The sequence below is a fragment of the Leisingera aquaemixtae genome (genome assembly GCF_019801145.1).
GTDB lineage: Bacteria > Pseudomonadota > Alphaproteobacteria > Rhodobacterales > Rhodobacteraceae > Leisingera > Leisingera aquaemixtae_A.
The window spans coordinates 312,751-326,916 of the sequence record NZ_JAHVJQ010000004.1 but is presented as its reverse complement, the minus strand read 5'-3'; the positions used below and the strand labels follow the sequence as shown (position 1 = coordinate 326,916).

The following is a 14,166-nucleotide window of genomic DNA, read 5'->3' as shown; positions in this document are numbered from 1 at the left end:
CTGAATGATGCAATTCTGATGCGCCATTCCTGCCGCGGCCCGGGCATAGTTTCAAATCATATCTTTTTAAGATACCCTTCCACAAATGTTATATCTCACCCTGCGCCACTACGAATATATCTGCGCTGTGGCCCGGCACGGCAGCCTGTCAGCCGCGGCGGATGCCGTTCATGTAAGCCAGCCCGCGCTCTCCGCCGCGCTGAGCCGGATTGAAGATCATCTAGGCCACACCCTTTTCCTGCGCCGCCGCGGGGCGGCGCTGGCAATGACGCCGCAGGGCAGGCTGTTTGCAGAAAAAGCCCAGGCGCTGCTGGAACAGGCTGCCCTTCTGGAGGATCCCAAGGCTGCGGGCGCCGGGCAAAAGAGACTGGTGCTGGTCTGCTTTTCCGACCTTGCCCCCTTCCTGCTGGCGCCTGCCCTGAAAGCGCTGCGTCTGGCCATTCCAGAGGTGGAGATCAGCCACCGGGCCTGCGGTTTTGAGCCTCTGATCACGGCCCTGTCAGAGGGCGAGGCCGATCTGGCGGTCACCTATGATCTGGGGCTGGACGCGGGCTTCAGCCGGGCACAGCTGGACCGGTTGTCGCCACACGCGCTGGTGCCGCCGGACCATCCGCTGGCCGGCCGCGGCGGCATATCTCTGGCTGAGCTGGCACAGCACCCGCTGGTGCTGTCGCAGGAGGGGCTGTCGGTGCAACATATGCTGGGACTGTTCAAGGCGCACGGGCTGGTGCCGCGGATCGCTCACAGGGCAGATTCGCTGGAGCTCCTGCGCAGCCTGGCAGCCAATGGCGAGGGAGTTGGCATCAGCTACAGCCTGCCGCCCGGCGGCATGAGCTATGACGGCAAACCTTTGCGGACGGTCCGGGTGACCGATCCGGGGGCAGAGGAACCGGTGATTCTGGCAGCACATGCAGAGCTGCCAGAGACCTCTGCAGCCCATCAGGCCTACCGCATTCTGCAAAGGGAACTGGGCGCCGCCGGGTCAGACCTTGCGCAGGCGGATCACCACGTCGACTGAGGCGATCTCCATCCCCTCGGGTGCTTCCGGCAGCTTGTGAATCACCAGTTCCTGTGCAGGCGCATCGCTGACGCGGCCCTCATCCTCCCAGAAGAAATGGGGGTGGTCGTGGGTGTTGGTGTCGAAATAGCTTTTGGAGCCGTCCAGCGGGATCTCCTGCAGCACGCCTGCATCGCAGAAGGCGCGCAGCGTGTTGTACACGGTGGCCAGCGAAACCGCGGCCCCCTTTTTCTTGGCCGACTCGAACAGGCTTTCCGCCGTGATATGGCGGTGCTTGCCGTCGCCCACCAGCAATTCGGCAAGCGCAACCCGCTGCCGGGTGGGTCTCAGCCCGGCATCTGTCAGCCAGCGTGTGGCCACTTCTTCGCTGTTTGGCGTCATGAGCAGGTCCTGCTTCGCGTTGCTGACCGTATATATAGGAGCAACACCCGGGGTTTTTCAAATGAAATTCATTCGCAGCTGGCAGGCCGTTTCCGGTGCGCCTGTGGCACAATCAGCGCAGGAAGTGACGCGGGGTACCCTTGCAGGACCCTTTGACCGGGTGTTACAGGGAGCCAGATAAATATACACGAACCTCATGCAGGAGATGCGCCCGGATGGCCGATTACCCCAGCAGCTTTGACAAGGACGATTTGCTGAAATGCGCGCGGGGCGAGCTGTTCGGGCCCGGCAATGCACAGCTGCCGGCGCCGCCGATGCTGATGATGGACCGTATCACCGAGATTTCCGGTGACGGTGGCGAACATGGCAAGGGCCATGTGATTGCAGAATTCGACATCACCCCGGATCTGTGGTTCTTTGACTGCCACTTCCCCGGCAACCCGATCATGCCCGGCTGCCTGGGCCTGGACGGCCTGTGGCAGCTGACCGGCTTCAACCTGGGCTGGCGCGGCTGGCAGGGCCGCGGCTATGCGCTGGGTGTGGGTGAGGTGAAGCTCACCGGCATGGTGCGCCCGGACCGCAAGATGCTGACCTACCGCGTCAACTTCACCAAGGCGGTGCAGACCCGCCGCCTGACCATGGGCGTTGCCGATGGCATCGTGGAAGCAGACGGTGAAGTGATCTATCAGGTCAAGGATATGAAAGTGGCCCTGTCCGAAAGCTGATACGCTTTCCGGCAGGACAAAAGTCACAGGAACAGGAGTACGCACATGCGCCGCGTCGTCGTCACCGGTTTGGGGATTGTCTCCTCCATCGGGAACAATGCCGAAGAGGTCACCGCCTCATTGAAGGCCGGGAAATCCGGCATCGTTGCCAGCCCGGAAATGGCTGAGCACGGCTTCCGCAGCCAGGTGGCCGGCACGCTGAAGATCGACGTCGCCGAGCATGTGGACAAGCGCGCCCTGCGTTTCATGGGCCCCGGCGCGGCCTATGCCCATATCGCCATGAGCCAGGCAATTGCCGACGCGGGGCTGTCCGAAGATCTGGTGGTGAACGAGCGCACCGGCCTAGTGGCAGGCTCCGGCGGCCCGTCGACCTCGGCCATGCTGACTGCGCATCAGACAGTGCTGAAAACCGGCGCCACTAAGCGCATCGGCCCCTTTGCGGTGCCGAAGTGCATGTCCTCGACGATCTCCGCGAACCTCGCGACCGCGTTCAAGATCAAGGGCATCAACTACTCGATCACCTCCGCCTGCTCGACCTCGCTGCACTGCATCGGCAATGCCGCTGAACAGATCATGATGGGCAAGCAGGACGTGATGTTCGCCGGCGGCGGCGAGGAGCTGGACTGGACCCTCAGCTGCCTGTTCGACGCCATGGGCGCGATGTCCTCCAAGAAGAACGACGAGCCGGAGAAAGCCTCGCGCGCGTTCGACCAGGACCGCGACGGGTTCGTGATCTCCGGCGGCGGCGGCATCGTGGTGCTGGAAGAGCTGGAGCACGCGCTGGCCCGCGGCGCCAAGATCTATGCCGAGGTGACCGGCTTTGCCGCAACTTCCGACGGCCACGACATGGTGGCCCCGTCCGGCGAAGGCGGCGAGCGAGCAATGCGCCTGGCGCTGTCGACCCTGCCCGAAGGGCGCAAGGTGGATTACATCAACGCACACGGCACCTCGACCCCGGTCGGCGATGTCGGCGAAGTCGAAGCTGCCCGCCGGGTGTTTGGCGAGGGCAACGTGCCGCCGATCTCTTCGACCAAATCGATGACCGGCCACGCCCAGGGCGCTGCCGGTGCGCTGGAGGCAATCTTCTGCCTCCTGATGCTGGACAACGACTTTATTACCCCGTCGATCAATGTCGACACCCTCGCCGAAGGCATCCTGCCGGGTGAGATTGCCACCAGCCTGGTGGAAAACGCCGGCCTCGACTCGGTGATGACCAACAGCTTCGGCTTTGGCGGCACCAACGGCTCGATGGTTCTGAGCAAGTACAAGGGATAAGTGACGATGGCGGGACTGCTGACAGGCAAACGCGGCCTGATTATGGGCGTGGCCAATGACCGCTCCATCGCCTGGGGTATTGCCAAGGCCATGGCGGAAGCCGGGGCCGAACTGGCCTTTACCTACCAGGGTGAAGCCTTTGGCAAGCGGCTGGAGCCGCTGGCGCAGAGCGTCGGTTCGGATTTCATGGTCGACGTCGACGTGACCGACGATGCGTCGCTGGACGCAGCTTTCGAGCAGCTGGCAGGCCGCTGGCCCGCGATTGACTTTGTGGTCCATGCAATTGCCTATTCGGACAAGAACGAGTTGACCGGGCGCTTCCTGGATACCACGCGGGCGAACTTCAAGAACTCGCTGGATATTTCAGCCTATTCCTTCATCGAAGTGGCGCGCCGTGCCCACCCGCTGATGAAGGAGAACGGCGGCACCCTGCTGACCCTGACGTACCAGGGCTCGAACCAGGTGGTTCCGAACTACAACGTGATGGGTGTGGCCAAGGCGGCGCTGGAATCCGCGACCCGCTATCTGGCCAATGATCTGGGCCCGGAAGGCATCCGCGTGAACGCGATCTCTCCCGGTCCGATGAAGACCCTGGCCGGGGCCGCAATCGGCGGCGCGCGCAAGACCTTCAAACACACCGCACAGAATGCGCCGCTGCGCGACAACGCGACGCTGGAGGCGGTCGGCGGCACTGCAGTCTACCTGGCATCGGATGCCGGCGCCTGCACCACCGGCGAAATCATCCGGGTCGATGGCGGGTTCCACATCCTGGGCATGCCGCAGCCGGATCACCTGTGATCGGCTGCTTGTAAATTCAGAAAGTTGAGGCGCCCTTGCGGCGCCTTTTCTTTTGTCTGCACTTTGGCTTCTGTATTTTTATACCGAATCGCATAATAATAGAAAACATCGCACACACAGGAGGACTCAGATGCCGCTGTCAAACCTCGTTCCCGCGCCGGATACCGCACTCTGCGCAGCTGCCGCAGAAATGGCCCGCATGGCCAGCGAGCCTTTCCTCTACAACCATGTGAGCCGCTCCCATGCGTTCGGCGCGCTGATGGCTCGGAAGATGGGTATGACCTACGACCCGGAGCTGTTCTACATCGCCGCCATGCTGCATGATTTGGGCCTGACAGAAGCCTACAAGGGCGATGACCGGTTTGAAGTGGATGCCGCGGATGCCGCCGCGCGCTTTCTTGCGGCGCAGAATGTGGAGCAATCCCGCATCGATCGGGTTTGGGACGCCATTGCGCTGCACACCACGTTTTCCATCCCGCAAAAGAAATCGCCGGAAGCAGCCCTGGTGCAAATCGGTGCGGGCATCGACGTCGGTGTGATCCCGCATGACAAGATCACTCCGGAGGTGATGGAACAGGTGCTTGACGCCTACCCCCGCCTCGGCTTCAAACAGGCCATGGAACAGGCCCTGGCACGGATCTATGCGGAGAAACCGATGACGGCGATGCACAACTTCGGGGCAGATGTGGCGCGCCGGAATGTCCCGGGTTTCTACCAGCCGCATTTCTGCGACATGCTGCACGGCGCGGATTTCCCGGAATGAGTCGGGGCCGCGGGCGCCCGCGCAAGTTCGACGAAGGTGAAGTGCGGCAGGCCATCATGCGCTGCTTCTGGGCCAAGGGCTATACCGCGACCTCGCTTGACGACCTGGCCAAGGCGACCGGGCTGGTACGGCCCAGCCTTTATGCGGCCTTTGGCGGCAAAGAGGATATGTTTCTGGCAGCGATGGACGATTTTGCTTCCAGAACAAGGGACTATCTGACTGACAAAGTGCCTTCAGAGGCGTCCCCGGCCGCAGCCTTGCAGGCCGTATTTCTGGCGATGCTGGATCTTTACCAGACAGACGAAGGCGGCCGGGGCTGTCTGGTCTTTTCAACCGCAACAGCAGAAGCGCCCGCGCACCCGGAAATCCGGGACAAGCTTCAGGAACAGCTTGAGCGAAGCGACGTTCAATTCCGGCGCCTGCTTCAGCGCCACGCGCAAACGGCGGCACCGCAAAGCCTGGACGCGGCGGCAGCGCTTGCTGCGGCCACGCTGCACTCCATCGGCCTGCGCGCCCGGTCCGGTGTTCCGCGGCCCGCCTTGGAAGAGTTTGCCGCAAACGCCGCGCGCGGTATCGCGGCGCTTATTACCCGCTCTTCCGGAGAACAAAGCCCCGGCTGAGCCCGCGCAGCGCACCATGCCGACGCAGGTGGCCCTGCGCCGCAAGCGGCGCCGGGCCCAACCGGTGAGGATGCAATCAGCAGATTGCATCGCAATGGGCGGGAGCCCCCGCCCGCAGCGCAGTTCAGCTCAATTGACGGAAACCAGCTCGATGTCGAACACCAGATCCTTGCCCGCGAGGAAATGGTTGGCGTCCAGGGTCACGGTTTCGTCGCTGACTTCCACGACGGTCACCGGCAGCACCTGGCCATCGGGGCTTTGCATCTGCAACTGGGTGCCAAGATCCAGCGGGATGTCCGCAGGGATACCCTCGCGCGGGATTTCCTGACGGGCAGCGGGATTGATCGGGCCGTAAGCCTCGGTGCAGGGGATCTCGAGGACTTTCTTGTCCCCTACCGCCATGCCTTCGAGACCTGCATCCATTCCCGCGATCACGTGGCCCGCGCCTACGGTGAATTCCAGCGGATCCCGGCCCTCCGAGCTGTCAAAGACGGTGCCGTCTGTCAGCTTGCCTGTGTAGTGGATGCGCACGGTGTCGCCGTTCTTTACCCCGGTCATGAGACCTCCAATCGGTTGCGGGTTGATCAAGGGGGGCAGCCTAACGGCCGCAGACGCGATGTAAACCCGTATGGGTACAATTTCCTTCTTTGCCCGCTCTCTGCCTTCGTGCCAATCTCGCCGCAGGGGAGGACAGAATGCCGATCACCACCTGTATCTTCGACGCCTATGGAACGCTGTTCGATGTCGCCGCCGCCGCCCGGCAGGCCGCAAGTGAACCCGCGTTTCCGCACCTACAGGACAATTGGGCAGAGCTTGCCAGCCACTGGCGGCTGAAACAGCTGCAATACACCTGGCTGCGCGCTATCACCAATGCTCACGCTGATTTCTGGGACGTGACTCAGGACGGGCTCGACTGGGCGATGGAGGCGGCCGGACTGTCCGGCGACGTGGCGCTGCGCCAGCGGCTGCTGGATCTCTACTGGGAGCTGCAGGCCTATCCGGAAGTGCCCGCGATGCTGCGGGAATTGAAAGACGCGGGCATGAATACCGCGATCCTGTCGAATGGTTCCCCTGCCATGCTGGATGGCGCCGTGCAGTCGGCCGGGCTGGGCGATGTGCTGGATGATGTTCTTTCGGTGGAAAGCGTCGGCATCTTCAAACCCGATGCCCGCGTCTATGATCTGGTTGGCAAACGGTTCGGCTGCGCCAAGGAAGAGGTGCTGTTTGTCTCCTCCAACGGCTGGGACGCGGCTGGGGCCGCCGGCTATGGTTTTGTGACCGCCTGGGTGAACCGCGCGGGCGAGCCTGTGGACCGCCTGCCCTGGAAACCGGCGCACATCTTGCCGGATTTGACCACCATCCCGGACCTTGCCAAGGGCTGAACCGCAGATGCCTTTCTTTGACTCTTCGGACGGGCTGCGCCTGCATTACAAAGACACCGGCGAAGGCCTGCCGCTTTTGTGCCTGGCGGGCCTGACACGGGACGGCCGGGACTTCCGCTATTTTGCACCGCATGCCACGCGGTACCGGATGATTACCCTGGATGCCCGTGGACGCGGGCAGTCGGAGCACGACCCGGACTTCATGAACTACAATGTCCTGCGTGAGGCGCAGGATGTGCTGGAGCTGCTGGATCACCTGGGTGTCAGTCGGGCCGCCATCCTCGGCACCTCGCGCGGCGGGCTGGTGGCGATGACACTGGCGGCGATGTCCAAGGACAGGCTGTCGGCGGTGGTACTGAATGACGTCGGCCCGGAGATCCCGCCTGGCGGCATCGCCCGGATCATGGAGTATGTGGGCCGCCGCCCGGCAGCCAAATCTCATGCGCAGGCCGCGGAAACGCTGGAGCATCTTATGGCTCCTGCCTTTCCGGACGTGCCGGCGGGCCGGTGGCGCGAGGAAGTTGAAACTTTCTACGATCACACCCCGGACGGGCTTTCCCTGCGCTACGACACGCGCCTGCGCGACGCGCTGCTGGCGCAAGCTGATGCAGGCCCGCCGCCGGATCTGTGGCCGCTGTTCCTAGCGCTGGACGGCCTGCCCTGCGGCGTGATCCGCGGCGCGAATTCCGACATTCTGAGCGCAGAAACCTATGCGGAGATGCAACGCCGCCTGCCCACCTTGCAGGCAGCGGAAATTGCCAGCCGCGGCCATGTTCCCTTTTTGGACGAACCGGAAGCGCTCGCCCTCATCCATTCAGTTCTGGATCAGATCAAATGACCTCAATTGCCATGATCGAAGCAGCGGCGGAGCGGCTGAAGGGCCATGCCCGCTTAACCCCGCTGCTGTCCTCGCCGTTTCTCGACGAGATTGCCGGGCGGCGCCTGCTGGTGAAGGCGGAATGCCTGCAGCACACCGGGTCGTTCAAGTTCCGCGGCGGCTGGTCGGCGGTCTCGGCGCTGCCGGAACAGGACCGCATGCGCGGGGTGATCGCCTATTCCAGCGGCAACCATGCGCAGGGGGTGGCGGCTGCAGCCAAGGCGCATGGCGCGCCTGCGGTGATCGTGATGCCGGCGGATGCCCCGCAGCTGAAGATCCAGAACACCCGTGATCTGGGTGCCGAGGTCGTGCTATACGACCGCGTCGGCGGAGAGAGCCGTGAGGCCGTGGGAGCACAATTCGCTGAAGACCGCGGGCTGACGCTGATTAGGCCCTATGACGAGCCGCTGGTGATTGCCGGCCAGGGCACCTGCGGGCTGGAGATTGCGGAGCAGGCCGCAGCGGAAGGTGTCAGCACAGCAGAGGTGCTGGTCAACTGCGGCGGCGGCGGGCTGTCTTCTGGCATTGCGCTGGCGCTGGAAGCCCGCGCGCCAGGACTGCGGGTGCGGCCGGTGGAGCCGGAAGGTTTCGACGACGTGACCCGGTCGCTGGCGGCAGGCGAAATCCGGCAGAATCCCAGCCAGTCGGGCTGCATCTGCGATGCCATCCTGACACCGCAGCCGGGGGATATCACATTTCCGATCCTCAGCCGCCTGTGCGGTCCGGGACTGGTCATCACCGAGAAAGAGGCGCTGCGGGCAATGGCGCTGGCGTTCTTGCGGCTGAAGATCGTGCTGGAGCCCGGAGGCGCGGCCTCTCTGGCGGCGGCCCTTTTCCACCCGGATCAGATCGAAGGCGAGGCTGTGATCGCAGTGGCAACCGGCGGCAATGTGGATGCAGAGCTGTTCCGGGAGGCGCTCTCGCGTTATGCTTGAGACCTGGTCGCGCGATGGTCCGCGCGGCAGCCAGGGGGACACGTCATGACACGTTTCACCATCGCCTCGTTCAACGTCAAAAACCTGATCGGCCCGGAGCGGGAATTCTACCGCTTTCAAAGCTACACGCCGGAGGAGTACGCGTGGAAGGCCGACTGGATGGCCGACCAGCTGCTGACGCTGAATGCGGATATCGTCGGCTTCCAGGAAGTCTTTGAGGAAGCACCGCTGCGGCAGGTGATCGCCGAAGCCGACCGGCGCGGCGCGCTGGCCAATGCTGCCAGCATCCCCGATCCTGCCAAACGCTATCACCGCAAGGCAATTTTCCAGAAACTGGCCTACGGCTCCTATGCCGAGGCAGAGCTGGCTTTTGCCCCTAACCTCAATGACACCAGCGAGCCGGGCAAGCGGCGGCCAGGGCTGGCGGTGCTGTCGCGTTTCGGCTTTGAGGGAGACCCGGAAGTGATCCAGGACCTTGCCCAGCCGCTGGATATTCCGATGGCTTGCTTGGGTGAGGAGGAAGACGCGGGTTTTTACACGCTCCGCCGTCTGTCGCGCCCGATCCTCAAGGTGCAGGTCCCGGTCGGGGATCAGGTGATCAGTGTGTTCAACTGCCACCTGAAATCGAAACTTGGCGAATACATCAAGCCGCAGGGCGCCCCCTACCCGCCCGAGACCGTGCTGACGGCCTATGATGCTGCAGGCAGGGCGATGGGGTCGCTGCGCGCGGCGCTCAGGCGGATGGGCGAGGCCTGGGTGCTGCGCCGCGCGGTGCTGGACGAGCTGGAACAGGGCCGGCCGGTGATGGTGCTGGGAGACTTCAACGACGGTGAACACGCGGTCAGCAGCGAGATCATCTCCGGCGAGGTGCCGTTCAAGAACTATTCCTGGATGCTCCGCCATGATGCACAGCACCCGGGCGACCGCTACAGCGAGGCCGAAGACGCGCAGATCCGCGAGGCTGTAGACCGGGTGCGGTTGCGCTCGGCGGAAAAAATGTTCCTGCGGAAATCCCTGCGCGACGTGGTTTACACCACGGCCTTTGGCGGAGTTCACGAGAGCATCGACCAGATCTACATGTCGCGCCACTTCGACCCTGACTGGCACGGAGCGGTCGGCAAGATGCACTATTACAGCGTCTTCAACGACCATCTGACCGATGGCAGCCACCCGGAGGCGCCGTTCAACAAGCTTGCCTCGGACCATGGCCAGATCATGGCCCATATGGAACTGCACGGCTGAGCCCTGCCGATTGCTTTACCTCCCTGCCCCGGCACAGGTAGACTGCGGCGGAGCAGAAACGAGGTATCCCATGCAAATTGCAGATCTGGGCGATGTCCAGCTTCACTACCGCGTTGACGGTGACGCAGGCGGCGCCCCCATCGTGTTTGCCAACTCGCTCGGCACGGATCTGAGAGTCTGGGATGCTGTGGTGGAAAGGCTGCCCGCAGGATTGCGCATCATCCGCTACGACAAGCGCGGGCATGGGCTGTCCTCCTGCCCGCCTGCCCCCTATTCGATGGGTGCGCTTGTGCGGGATGCGGAGCGGCTGCTGGACCACCTGGACGTGCGCGACTGTATGTTCGTGGGCCTGTCGATCGGCGGCATGATCGCACAGGGGCTGGCAGTAAAGCGGCTGGACCAGATCCGTGCGCTGGTGCTGTCGAACACCGCCGCCAAGATCGGCACCGCCGAAATGTGGAAAGAACGGGTCCGGACCGTTCAAAGCGACGGCATTGAGGCACTGGCCGATGCGGTGATGGAGCGCTGGTTTGCCCGCGGCTTCCGGTCAGCGCCGGAGCTGCAGCTGTGGCGCAACATGCTGGTGCAGCAATCGCGCGATGGTTACGCAGGCTGCTGCGCTGCGATTGCGGGCACTGATTTCTATACCCCCACCAGCGGGCTGCGGCTGCCTTGCCTGGGCATCGCAGGATCCGAGGACGGCTCTACCCCGCCCGACCTGGTGCGTGAGACAGTGGACCTGATCCCAGGCAGCCAGTTCCACCTGATCCGGCGCGCGGGCCACATTCCCTGTGTCGAGCAGCCGGATGTATACACTGAGCGCCTGACGGCCTTCCTGAGGGAGACCGGGCACATTGGCTGAGTTTCTTCTTGTTCACGGTTCCTGCCACGGCCCATGGTGCTGGCGCGACACGGTCTCGGCGCTGGAGGCCCGCGGCCACACGGCCCGCACCATCACCCTGCCCGGCCATGCCGACGGGCGCGATCCGGCGTGGGTCACACTGGCCGAAACGGCGGAGGCAGTTGCCGCGGCTTCAACCCCGAACACCCTGATCGTCGGGCATTCCTGGGGCGGTTTTCCCATTTCTGCAGCCGCAGAGGCGCATCCAGAGCGATTGAGCGGGCTGATCTACCTTTGCGCCTATCTGCCGGTCAGCGGCATGTCCCTTATCGGCATGCGCAAGGCAGGCCCCCGGCAGACCCTGGAAGGCGCAACCCGGAAGAACGAGGCAGGCACCGCATACAGTCTGGTGCCGGAGACCACGCCGGACCTGTTCTATCACGACTGCCCGGCTGAAGCGGTGCGCTTTGCCATGGAAAACCTCTGTGCACAGCCAATCCTGCCGCAGGACACGCCGGTCCACCTGAGCGAACGGTTCGAGGGCGTTCCCAAGGCCTACATCCGCTGCACCGAAGACCGGGTCATTCCGCCGGAATACCAGGCTCAGATGGCGGCCCGCCTGCCGCCAGGGCGGGCACATGATATGAACACATCCCATTCGCCCTTCTTCGCCGACCCGGAAGGTCTGGCAGAGCTGATGGGGCAGATTGCAAAGGACTTCTGATGGCAGGTTCTGTCTTTGACAGCCAAATCTATGGCGGCCTATTCAGCAGCGGCGAGGCCAGCCGCCTGTTCTCGGACAGCGCCGAAGTGCGCGCCATGCTGCTGGTGGAGGGCGCGCTGGCCAAGGCGCAAGGCGAAGCAGGTGTGATCCCTCAGGAAAGCGCGTCTGCGATCGGGCGGGCCGTGGTCGAGATCGCCGTCGACCCGGGTGTTCTGAAACGGCCCGCGGGGCAGAACGGTGTGCCGGTTCCGGGGCTGGTGGCCGCATTCCGCGAAGAAATGAAGGCGCCCGAACATGCGCAATATGTGCATTGGGGTGCGACCTCGCAGGACATCATGGACAGCGCGCTGATGCTGCGGCTGCGCCAGGCGCTGGCGCTGGTTGAGGCGGATGTGAAAGCCGCGGTGCTATCGCTTGGCGGACTGGCCAGGGCGCATGCGGAGCTGCCGATGGCCGCCCGCACCTATGGGCAGCACGCAACGCCTACCAGCTTCGGCGCGGTGGCGGCGGCTTGGGGCACCCCGCTGCTGAACCTGCTGGAAGAACTGCCCGGCTTGCGGCACTCCTGCCTGATGGTGTCCCTGTCCGGCGCGGCGGGCACGTCCAGCGCGCTGGGAATGAAGGCGGCAGAGGTACGCGCCGCCATGGCAAGGGGGCTGGCCTTGCAGGATCCGGGGCGCAGCTGGCACACCGACCGCACACCGGTGCTGCGCATCGCGGACTGGATGCTCCGCGTGAACCTTGCCTTTGGCAAAATCGGCGAAGACTGCACTGCGCTGGCGCAAAGCGGGGTCCAGGAGATTTCGCTCGGTGGAGCCGGCGCCTCTTCCACCATGCCGCAAAAGCAGAACCCGGTGTCCCCCTCGGTGCTGGCGGCGCTGGCCCGGCAGGGCAGCGGCTTGTTCTCTGTCCTTCAGGGCGCCTCAATGCAGCAGCATCAGCGCGACGGTGCGGCCTGGTTCACCGAATGGATGTGCCTGCCGCAGATCGTTCTGGGCGCGGCAGCTGCCGCAAGAACAGGCAAGGAGCTCTGCGCGAGCATTGCACCGCGCGCTGAGGCCATGGCGGCTGCGCTGTCGTCCGGGCTGGGCCTGATCCACGCCGAAGCGCTGAGCTTTTCCCTGGCTGGACAAATGCCGCGGCCCGATGCCCAGGCGGCGGTCAAAGCCTTGTGTCAGGAGGCTCAGGCCTCGCAAACCCCGCTGCGGGATCTAGTGGCGCGGGACTATCCGGACCTGGATACGGATGCCTTGTTTGACCCCGCCAGGCAGATGGGCCATGCCCCATGGGAGGCCCTTCAGTTCAGCAAGAAATCCGACAGCCTGCGCAATCCCTGACAGGATTGCGCCCGGCAGCGCGCAGGGTGTCTTCCGTGACGTTACAACGCGTCCCGCCCTGCGCATTCCCGCTTGATGCAACCACCCCGGCGCGTCACCCTGACTGCAAACGGGGAGGATAATCATGCAAACCATCAAAGCCGCTGTCTGCCATGAATTCGGCGCCCCGCTGGTCATCGAGGACGTGCAGCTGGCGCCGCCCGGCACGGGTGAAGTCGAGGTCACGCTGGACGCAGTTGCAATCTGCCACAGCGACATTTCCTTTGCCGAAGGCGCCTGGGGCGGGCATCTGCCTGCGGTTTACGGCCACGAGGCCGCCGGGGTGATCACCGGGGTCGGCACAGGTGTGCAGGGTTTCAGCGCTGGCGATTCCGTTGTGGTCACACTGATCCGCAGCTGCGGCACCTGCCCGTCATGCGCAGGCGGCAGGCCGGTGATTTGCGAAACGCCCTATGACACAGTCAACGGTCCGTTGAAGACGGCCAGCGGCGAACCGCTGGACCAGGCGATGGCTTGCGGCGCCTTTGCCGAGAAGGTGGTGGTGGACCAGCGTCAGATCGTGAAGATCCCCGCAGAAATCGGCAAGGACGCGGCGGCGCTGATCTCCTGCGGGGTGATCACCGGTGTGGGGGCGGCAGTCAACGCGGCCCGGCTGCGTGCAGGCCAGGACGTGGTGGTCATCGGCGCAGGCGGCGTAGGCCTCAACGCCATTCAGGGCGCCCGTATTGCTGGCGCCCGCCGCATCGTCGCCGTCGACATGAATCCTGACAAACTGGAAACCGCCAAGGAGTTCGGTGCCACCCACGGGGTGCTTGCCACTGAAGACAAGCCATGGAAAGCCGCCCATAAGGCACTTGGAGGACGCGGCGCCGATGCGGTGCTGGTAACCGTCGGAGCCATTCCCGCCTATGATCAGGCGCCGCGGTATTTGGCCCGCGGCGGCAAGGCGGTGCTGATCGGCATGCCGCATTCCGGTGCCAAGGCCGCCTACGAACCCGTTGTTCTGGCCGCAGTGGGTCAGGGATTGATCGGTTCCAAGATGGGGGATGCTGTGATCCAGCGCGACATTCCGTGGATGGTGGATCTGTATCAGCAAGGCCGCCTGAAACTGGATGAACTGATCTCTGGCCGCTGGTCTCTGGAGCAGATCAATGAAGCGATTGCCGACACCAAGACTGGCAGCGCCAAGCGGAACGTGATTGTCTTCAACCGTGCCAGCACAGTGGAATAACCTCGCTTAGGGATAAC

Annotated in this window: 16 protein-coding genes; 14 read left to right on the top strand and 2 right to left on the bottom strand. The window is 64.0% G+C overall.

Going from position 1 to position 14,166, the window contains the following annotated elements; all coding sequences use genetic code 11:
* Positions 1 to 85 precede the first annotated feature (85 nt).
* Entirely contained in the window at positions 86 to 1,018 is a 933-nt protein-coding gene (locus KUW17_RS11875; RefSeq protein ID WP_222479291.1) for a LysR family transcriptional regulator, read from the top strand.
* Here KUW17_RS11875 and irrA read toward each other — a convergent pair.
* Positions 983 to 1,399 (bottom strand): iron response transcriptional regulator IrrA, encoded by a 417-nt coding sequence (gene irrA, locus KUW17_RS11870; protein WP_222479289.1) that lies wholly within the window; start codon positions 1,397 to 1,399, stop codon positions 983 to 985. The two genes, KUW17_RS11875 and irrA, sit on opposite strands and share 36 nt — an antisense overlap.
* Before the next feature lie 215 nt (positions 1,400 to 1,614).
* Here irrA and fabA point away from each other — a divergent pair, with 215 nt between their 5' ends.
* From fabA to KUW17_RS11845, 5 genes are all read left to right on the top strand, one after another.
* Entirely contained in the window at positions 1,615 to 2,124 is a 510-nt protein-coding gene (gene fabA, locus KUW17_RS11865; RefSeq protein ID WP_039158860.1) for a bifunctional 3-hydroxydecanoyl-ACP dehydratase/trans-2-decenoyl-ACP isomerase, read from the top strand.
* A 45-nt stretch (positions 2,125 to 2,169) separates the two neighbouring features.
* On the top strand, positions 2,170 to 3,399 hold the full coding sequence (gene fabB, locus KUW17_RS11860; RefSeq protein ID WP_222479287.1) for a beta-ketoacyl-ACP synthase I: 1,230 nt from the start codon (positions 2,170 to 2,172) through the stop codon (positions 3,397 to 3,399).
* 6 nt (positions 3,400 to 3,405) lie between these two features.
* On the top strand, positions 3,406 to 4,197 hold the full coding sequence (locus KUW17_RS11855; protein WP_222479285.1) for an enoyl-ACP reductase: 792 nt from the start codon (positions 3,406 to 3,408) through the stop codon (positions 4,195 to 4,197).
* 130 nt (positions 4,198 to 4,327) lie between these two features.
* Positions 4,328 to 4,960 (top strand): HD domain-containing protein, encoded by a 633-nt coding sequence (locus KUW17_RS11850; RefSeq protein ID WP_222479283.1) that lies wholly within the window; start codon positions 4,328 to 4,330, stop codon positions 4,958 to 4,960.
* Positions 4,957 to 5,580: a TetR/AcrR family transcriptional regulator gene (locus KUW17_RS11845; protein WP_222479281.1), complete on the top strand. Its 624-nt coding sequence runs from the start codon at positions 4,957 to 4,959 to the stop codon at positions 5,578 to 5,580. The genes KUW17_RS11850 and KUW17_RS11845 overlap by 4 nt, the downstream gene beginning before the upstream one ends.
* A 129-nt stretch (positions 5,581 to 5,709) precedes the next feature.
* Here the strand turns inward: KUW17_RS11845 and KUW17_RS11840 are convergent, their stop codons facing one another.
* A complete protein-coding gene (locus tag KUW17_RS11840; protein WP_222479279.1) occupies positions 5,710 to 6,138 on the bottom strand; it encodes a peptidylprolyl isomerase in 429 nt (142 codons plus the stop codon).
* A 137-nt stretch (positions 6,139 to 6,275) separates the two neighbouring features.
* Between KUW17_RS11840 and KUW17_RS11835 the strand changes: the two genes are divergently transcribed.
* From KUW17_RS11835 to KUW17_RS11800, 8 genes are all read left to right on the top strand, one after another.
* Positions 6,276 to 6,962, top strand: coding sequence for a haloacid dehalogenase type II (locus KUW17_RS11835; protein WP_222479276.1), 687 nt, complete (start codon positions 6,276 to 6,278; stop codon positions 6,960 to 6,962).
* A 7-nt stretch (positions 6,963 to 6,969) separates the two neighbouring features.
* Entirely contained in the window at positions 6,970 to 7,800 is an 831-nt protein-coding gene (locus KUW17_RS11830; protein ID WP_222479274.1) for an alpha/beta fold hydrolase, read from the top strand.
* The gene (locus KUW17_RS11825; protein ID WP_222479272.1) at positions 7,797 to 8,774 is read left to right on the top strand and encodes a threonine/serine dehydratase; all 978 of its coding nucleotides are present in this window, start codon (positions 7,797 to 7,799) and stop codon (positions 8,772 to 8,774) included. The genes KUW17_RS11830 and KUW17_RS11825 overlap by 4 nt, the downstream gene beginning before the upstream one ends.
* Positions 8,775 to 8,819: 45 nt before the next feature.
* Positions 8,820 to 10,016, top strand: coding sequence for an endonuclease/exonuclease/phosphatase family protein (locus KUW17_RS11820; protein WP_222479270.1), 1,197 nt, complete (start codon positions 8,820 to 8,822; stop codon positions 10,014 to 10,016).
* A gap of 70 nt (positions 10,017 to 10,086) precedes the next feature.
* Positions 10,087 to 10,878, top strand: coding sequence for a 3-oxoadipate enol-lactonase (pcaD, locus tag KUW17_RS11815; protein WP_222479268.1), 792 nt, complete (start codon positions 10,087 to 10,089; stop codon positions 10,876 to 10,878).
* Positions 10,871 to 11,581: an alpha/beta fold hydrolase gene (locus tag KUW17_RS11810; protein WP_222479266.1), complete on the top strand. Its 711-nt coding sequence runs from the start codon at positions 10,871 to 10,873 to the stop codon at positions 11,579 to 11,581. The genes pcaD and KUW17_RS11810 overlap by 8 nt, the downstream gene beginning before the upstream one ends.
* Positions 11,581 to 12,918, top strand: a complete 1,338-nt coding sequence (locus KUW17_RS11805; protein WP_222479264.1) for a lyase family protein — start codon at positions 11,581 to 11,583, stop codon at positions 12,916 to 12,918. Before KUW17_RS11810 ends, KUW17_RS11805 begins: the two co-directional genes overlap by 1 nt.
* A gap of 124 nt (positions 12,919 to 13,042) precedes the next feature.
* Positions 13,043 to 14,149 carry a Zn-dependent alcohol dehydrogenase gene (locus tag KUW17_RS11800; protein ID WP_222479262.1) on the top strand — a complete coding sequence of 369 codons (1,107 nt, stop codon included), beginning with the start codon at positions 13,043 to 13,045 and terminating at the stop codon, positions 14,147 to 14,149.
* Positions 14,150 to 14,166 lie beyond the last annotated feature (17 nt).

Coding starts and splice junctions, on each gene's coding strand:
- KUW17_RS11875 (WP_222479291.1), top strand. CDS start 86: ATGTTATATCTCACCCTGCGCCACTACGAATATATCTGCGCTGTGGCC.
- irrA (WP_222479289.1), bottom strand. CDS start 1,399: ATGACGCCAAACAGCGAAGAAGTGGCCACACGCTGGCTGACAGATGCC.
- fabA (WP_039158860.1), top strand. CDS start 1,615: ATGGCCGATTACCCCAGCAGCTTTGACAAGGACGATTTGCTGAAATGC.
- fabB (WP_222479287.1), top strand. CDS start 2,170: ATGCGCCGCGTCGTCGTCACCGGTTTGGGGATTGTCTCCTCCATCGGG.
- KUW17_RS11855 (WP_222479285.1), top strand. CDS start 3,406: ATGGCGGGACTGCTGACAGGCAAACGCGGCCTGATTATGGGCGTGGCC.
- KUW17_RS11850 (WP_222479283.1), top strand. CDS start 4,328: ATGCCGCTGTCAAACCTCGTTCCCGCGCCGGATACCGCACTCTGCGCA.
- KUW17_RS11845 (WP_222479281.1), top strand. CDS start 4,957: ATGAGTCGGGGCCGCGGGCGCCCGCGCAAGTTCGACGAAGGTGAAGTG.
- KUW17_RS11840 (WP_222479279.1), bottom strand. CDS start 6,138: ATGACCGGGGTAAAGAACGGCGACACCGTGCGCATCCACTACACAGGC.
- KUW17_RS11835 (WP_222479276.1), top strand. CDS start 6,276: ATGCCGATCACCACCTGTATCTTCGACGCCTATGGAACGCTGTTCGAT.
- KUW17_RS11830 (WP_222479274.1), top strand. CDS start 6,970: ATGCCTTTCTTTGACTCTTCGGACGGGCTGCGCCTGCATTACAAAGAC.
- KUW17_RS11825 (WP_222479272.1), top strand. CDS start 7,797: ATGACCTCAATTGCCATGATCGAAGCAGCGGCGGAGCGGCTGAAGGGC.
- KUW17_RS11820 (WP_222479270.1), top strand. CDS start 8,820: ATGACACGTTTCACCATCGCCTCGTTCAACGTCAAAAACCTGATCGGC.
- pcaD (WP_222479268.1), top strand. CDS start 10,087: ATGCAAATTGCAGATCTGGGCGATGTCCAGCTTCACTACCGCGTTGAC.
- KUW17_RS11805 (WP_222479264.1), top strand. CDS start 11,581: ATGGCAGGTTCTGTCTTTGACAGCCAAATCTATGGCGGCCTATTCAGC.
- KUW17_RS11800 (WP_222479262.1), top strand. CDS start 13,043: ATGCAAACCATCAAAGCCGCTGTCTGCCATGAATTCGGCGCCCCGCTG.